Consider the following 4,403-nt stretch of genomic DNA (forward strand, 5'->3'; position numbering starts at 1 on the left):
AACTCAACTTACAGACGGCCTCGCGCTGAAAAACGACGTTATCTCTGACGCGGCCATCGTAGAGCAGCAGCACGGCGAGTTCCTCCCGGAACACGATGACCGGCGGATCGTTCTTGAGATTCTCGATGCTGGTTTGCTCGGTCTCGGCAGTCTTGGCCTGCCCCATCACAACTGGCAGGTGGATGTGCTCACGGTGCAAGCCGGGGCGTATCCCACGACCGACCCTGGCTTGCAGAAGGCAGTGCCGCCATCGGTGCGAGTCCACCGCACGCCCGCGCTCGACCCGTACGCGCTCTACGCCCGCCTGAAAGGCGCACGCAGCACAAAAGACGCCATCCCCGCCGGGTCGTTTGATCCGAATGCAGCCTCGTGGACCGAACGCCTGGCCCGCTGGATCCGCGCCAACATCTTCCTGCCCGATGCCCGAATCGGCTGGTGGCCCTTTGCCGTTGGGCGCGGGATACGTCTACTGCGCAGGCATCGCTACGATGCCATACTCACCAGCGGCGCGCCTCATTCCGTGCACTGCATCGGACACACGCTGCACCGGTTCAGCAGCACGCCGTGGGTGGCCGACCTGCACGACCCGTGGACCGACATCGGGTTCTACGACGAACTCCCGCACACTGATTTTGCCCGTCGTCTCGATGCTGCCCTGGAGCGCCGCGTGCTGCAGACCGCCACGCGCGTCACGACCGTGAGTCCGTCGTGGAAGCAGCTCTTTGCCTCTAAAGGCGCAACCGTGGGGCCGGTCGTGGAAAACGGCTTTGCCCCCGCAGACTTCCGCACGCTGGATGTCGCTGTTCGCCGCGACCGCTTCGTGATCTCGCACGTGGGCACGCTCTACGCCAACCGCAATCCGATGGCCCTGTGGGATGCGCTGGCTGTTCTTCAAAGCAGGGAGGCATTGCCCACCTTAGAGCTTCAACTCGTGGGCCGCGTGGCGCCTGTCGTGGAGCAGGCCCTGCGCGAGCGCGGACTCTGGCACTGCACGACCGTTGTGCCCTTCGTGCCCCACCGCACGGCGCTCCGCTACATGGCCGAAAGCGCGCTGCTGCTGCTCTGCATCGAACCGTTTCAGGTGGATGCGGGCATGATTACCAGCAAACTCTACGAATACCTGGCTACGGAGCGTCCCGTTATTGGCATCGGTCCGCCCAATGGCGATGCGGCGGCGCTCCTCCGCCAGCACAACGCCGGCACCATGGTGGCCCGCGACGACGCTCGCACCGCCGAGCAGATGCTTAAAACTCATCACGACGCCTGGATACGAGGAACCCCGGTGTCGGGCGCACAGCGCACCGCCCTCTCCACCCACACCCGTCCCCGACAGGCGCAGCGCATGGCCCGGGTGCTCAGTGCCATTGCCTCCTGACGTCCCGCACTGCCGGATATACCAGCAATCCCACGCCCTCCATCTTTCCATCCCTCCATCCCTCCCCCATGCCCATTGGAGCCCACGTATCCGTAGCCGGTGGCGTAGAGCACGCCGTAGACCGTCAGCGCACCATTGGCGGCACCTGCGGACAGATCTTCACGCACGCCCCGCAGATCTGGGCGCATACGTCCATTAGCGATGCGCAAGCCGAGGCGTTTCGCACCGCCACAGAAGCGCACCTTGATGGCGCCTGGCTCATCCACACGTCCTATCTGGTGAACCTGAGCACCCCCAAGCCCAACCTGCGCCGCAAGTCCATACAGTCGATGCAGCAGGAACTCGACACCGCTGCGCGGCTGGGTATCCCCTACGTGAACGTGCACGCTGGGGCCCATACCGGCGCAGGGGTAGAAGCGGGTCTCCAGAACGCAGTCTCCGCGCTCGATGCGCTCGACGTGCCGGAACGCGTGACCATCCTCATTGAAACGGATGCGGGCAGCGGCACCAAGCTCGGCGCCCGCTTTGAAGAACTGGCTCATCTGTTGCGCGAATCGACCCACGCGCTGGGCATCTGCCTCGACACCGCCCACGTTTTTGCTGCTGGATACGACCTATCGACTCCCGACGCTGTCGATGCTACAGTGCAGACCTTCGACGACGTGATCGGCCTGGCGCATCTGCACGCAATCCACCTGAACGACTCCAAGCACGACTGCGGCACGCACCGCGACGAGCACGCGCACATTGGCGAGGGCTGCATCGGAATGGACGGGATGCAGCGCCTTGTCACACATCCAGCCCTGCGCGACCTGCCGTACGTGCTGGAGACGCCCAACACCGAGGCGTTTGGCCATGCCGACAACATCGAGCGCGTCCGCCAGATGCGCGCCTCCGCTTCGCCTTTACACTGACGCGTCGATGCGCGCCGTATGCCGTGTCGATCAGAGGTTAGGACGCTCGTTGCGATGCGCTGCCCCCGTTCTGGATCAGTTGCCCAGTGTCGTGCGGATGCGTTCGGCTTGCGCCCAGCCGCTATCCATAGCCAGCGCCACGCGGCCTTTGCCCACGCGGTAATCGCCGGCAAAGTAGAGGCCGACTTCATGGGCGGCGTCGAGCGGCGCTGCGGGGGCTGCCTCGGTAGGCGCGGCATAGCGCCAGCGGTGCGCATCGGTCCAGGCCAGTGGCTGAAGCGGCACGCCCAGCACGTCCGATGCCAGCGCGTGCACGGTGTCGATGTAGGCGGCGGGATCGTCGTCGACGCGCCCGGCAGTCCAGTCGGGACTCATCTGCGCGCTCACGACCGACTGCCCGCTGGGCACGCGGCCCGGTTTGTCATCTTCGATGCTCATCCAGGCAATGGGATGCGCGCGGTCGCTGTTTAAGAGCGCATGAAACGGCTCAGGACGCGGGAGCGGCGCGGCGAGTCCGAATACGTAGGCAAACTGCGGAGCGTACGTGGCCGCCTCCAAGGCTGCGATGCACTGCCGAATGTGCGTCTCGCTCTCTGCATCTGCCGAACTCTGTTGCAGAATAGCAGCGGTCTGCGGCGATGGCGGCGTGCACAACACTGCGTCGAACGGCCCCTGCGCCTCCCCCTGACTGGGATGCACGTGCCACGCCCCGTTTGTGCGCGCAAGGTGGTGGATGCGCGTGGTACGCTGTACCGACAGGTTGCCGTCTTCGACCAGCAGCTTGCCCAGCGTGTTGATGCCGTGCGCGTAGGTCCACCGCGGCGCAGCGTTCGACTCGGGATCGCCCGGCTCGCGATTTCCCGCCTTGTCGAACGTCCACACCGGCGGGTCGATGGTGGCCAGGGCGTCGTGGGGCAGCGTGTTGGTGAGCAACTGGCGAATGCGCTCGGGCGGACGCGTGATGTAGTTGGCCCCGAAGTCATACCGCACGGCGCCGTGACTGCGGGTGGCTGCGCGCCCGGTGTATCCGCGGCTTTTTTCGAACACCTGTACCTCGTATGGCGCGTTGCGCAGGCGCCAGGCCGCCGTGAGTCCGGCAGCGCCCGCCCCGATGATGGCAATCCGTTTCGTCATCTGCCTGTTTATGTATCTATGTGGTAGGAAAGCGAGCCCACGTTGAATCCTTCGTGCCAATGCGTGTGTTTAGGGGGATGCAACGCCCCGCAGCTCGGTTCAGCTGCGTCGTGATGTCCGTTTTCTTGCTGCTGTGTGCCGTATGCTTTTCCGTATTGTTCTGCTGTTTCTGCTGCTGCCTGCCATTGAGTTCATGCTCTTCATTCAGGTGGAGAAGCTCATCAACTTCTGGCCCACAGTGGGACTTATTCTTGTGACGGGTGTGGTGGGGGGCTATCTGGCCCGCCGGGAAGGGGCTTCGACATGGAAGAAGCTCAATGCACGCTTGAGTCAGGGCGGCTTGCCGGGCAACGAAATCGTAGACGGCGTGATCATTCTGGTGGCGGGTGCCCTGCTCGTTACGCCGGGTGTGCTGACGGATGTCGTGGGCTTTTTGGGGCTGGTGCCGCCCACGCGCCGCCTCATCCGTCGCTTTTTGGTGAAGCGCTTTAAGCACAAGCTGGAGACGGGCTCGATGAACGTGCAGTACGGCGTGGGTTTTGGAAGTGGAGGCTTTGCGGGTGGCTCGATGTCTGATTTCGGCCCCGAACGCCCCGATGGATTCGATCCGGATGACTCAGAAACGCCAGGTGAGCGCCCCACCCACTGGCAAGGATCGAGCCGCGAGGTCCCCGGGCATGCTGAGGAAGCCGACGATGCGTCCTCGGGATCCGAGCCACGCAATGGCGTCTAACACGAGCAGGCCAGCGCCTTGCAGGATGAGCGCGCTGCCATGCCCGCGCCACGCGGCAGCCTGATCTACGTTGTACGTGCTTGCCACGACCATGGCCGTGCCCACGCTGGCATAGCCTACGTTGAGTCCCAGATTGGCCAGCAAGATGTCGTGGTACCGGCGCTCCGCATTAATGGCACCGCGCCACGTGGTATGGCGGGCGTAAGACGGCGTTAACAACGGAATGTCAATATCAAATTCCATTTTC

At 64.1% G+C, this 4,403-nt stretch carries 5 protein-coding genes; 3 read left to right on the forward strand and 2 right to left on the reverse strand.

What is annotated here, in order from left to right; translation table 11 throughout:
- Positions 1 to 1,375 (forward strand): glycosyltransferase (locus R6U20_RS03550; protein ID WP_410336493.1); only part of this gene is annotated, 1,375 nt, incomplete at its 5' end.
- Between the two features lie 68 nt (positions 1,376 to 1,443).
- On the forward strand, positions 1,444 to 2,289 hold the full coding sequence (locus R6U20_RS03555) for a deoxyribonuclease IV (RefSeq protein WP_410336494.1): 846 nt from the start codon (positions 1,444 to 1,446) through the stop codon (positions 2,287 to 2,289).
- Positions 2,290 to 2,364: 75 nt separating this feature from the next.
- Here R6U20_RS03555 and R6U20_RS03560 read toward each other — a convergent pair whose 3' ends face one another.
- On the reverse strand, positions 2,365 to 3,423 hold the full coding sequence (locus R6U20_RS03560) for an NAD(P)/FAD-dependent oxidoreductase (RefSeq protein ID WP_410336495.1): 1,059 nt from the start codon (positions 3,421 to 3,423) through the stop codon (positions 2,365 to 2,367).
- A gap of 142 nt (positions 3,424 to 3,565) precedes the next feature.
- Here R6U20_RS03560 and R6U20_RS03565 point away from each other — a divergent pair, with 142 nt between their 5' ends.
- Positions 3,566 to 4,156: an FxsA family protein gene (locus R6U20_RS03565; protein ID WP_410336496.1), complete on the forward strand. Its 591-nt coding sequence runs from the start codon at positions 3,566 to 3,568 to the stop codon at positions 4,154 to 4,156.
- Here R6U20_RS03565 and R6U20_RS03570 read toward each other — a convergent pair.
- Complete coding sequence (locus R6U20_RS03570) at positions 4,040 to 4,399, reverse strand: DUF6992 family protein (protein ID WP_410336497.1); 360 nt, start codon at positions 4,397 to 4,399, stop codon at positions 4,040 to 4,042. The genes R6U20_RS03565 and R6U20_RS03570 overlap by 117 nt on opposite strands.
- Between the last annotated feature and the right edge of the window lie 4 nt (positions 4,400 to 4,403).

This window comes from Longimonas sp. (genome assembly GCF_046498435.1).
Classification (GTDB): Bacteria; Bacteroidota; Rhodothermia; order Rhodothermales; family Salinibacteraceae; genus Longimonas.

Bases quoted from the DNA above. Each gene is read 5' to 3' on its own strand.
- R6U20_RS03565 (WP_410336496.1), top strand. From the start codon at position 3,566: ATGCTTTTCCGTATTGTTCTGCTGTTTCTGCTGCTGCCTGCCATTGAG.
- R6U20_RS03555 (WP_410336494.1), top strand. From the start codon at position 1,444: ATGCCCATTGGAGCCCACGTATCCGTAGCCGGTGGCGTAGAGCACGCC.
- R6U20_RS03560 (WP_410336495.1), bottom strand. From the start codon at position 3,423: ATGACGAAACGGATTGCCATCATCGGGGCGGGCGCTGCCGGACTCACG.
- R6U20_RS03570 (WP_410336497.1), bottom strand. From the start codon at position 4,399: ATGGAATTTGATATTGACATTCCGTTGTTAACGCCGTCTTACGCCCGC.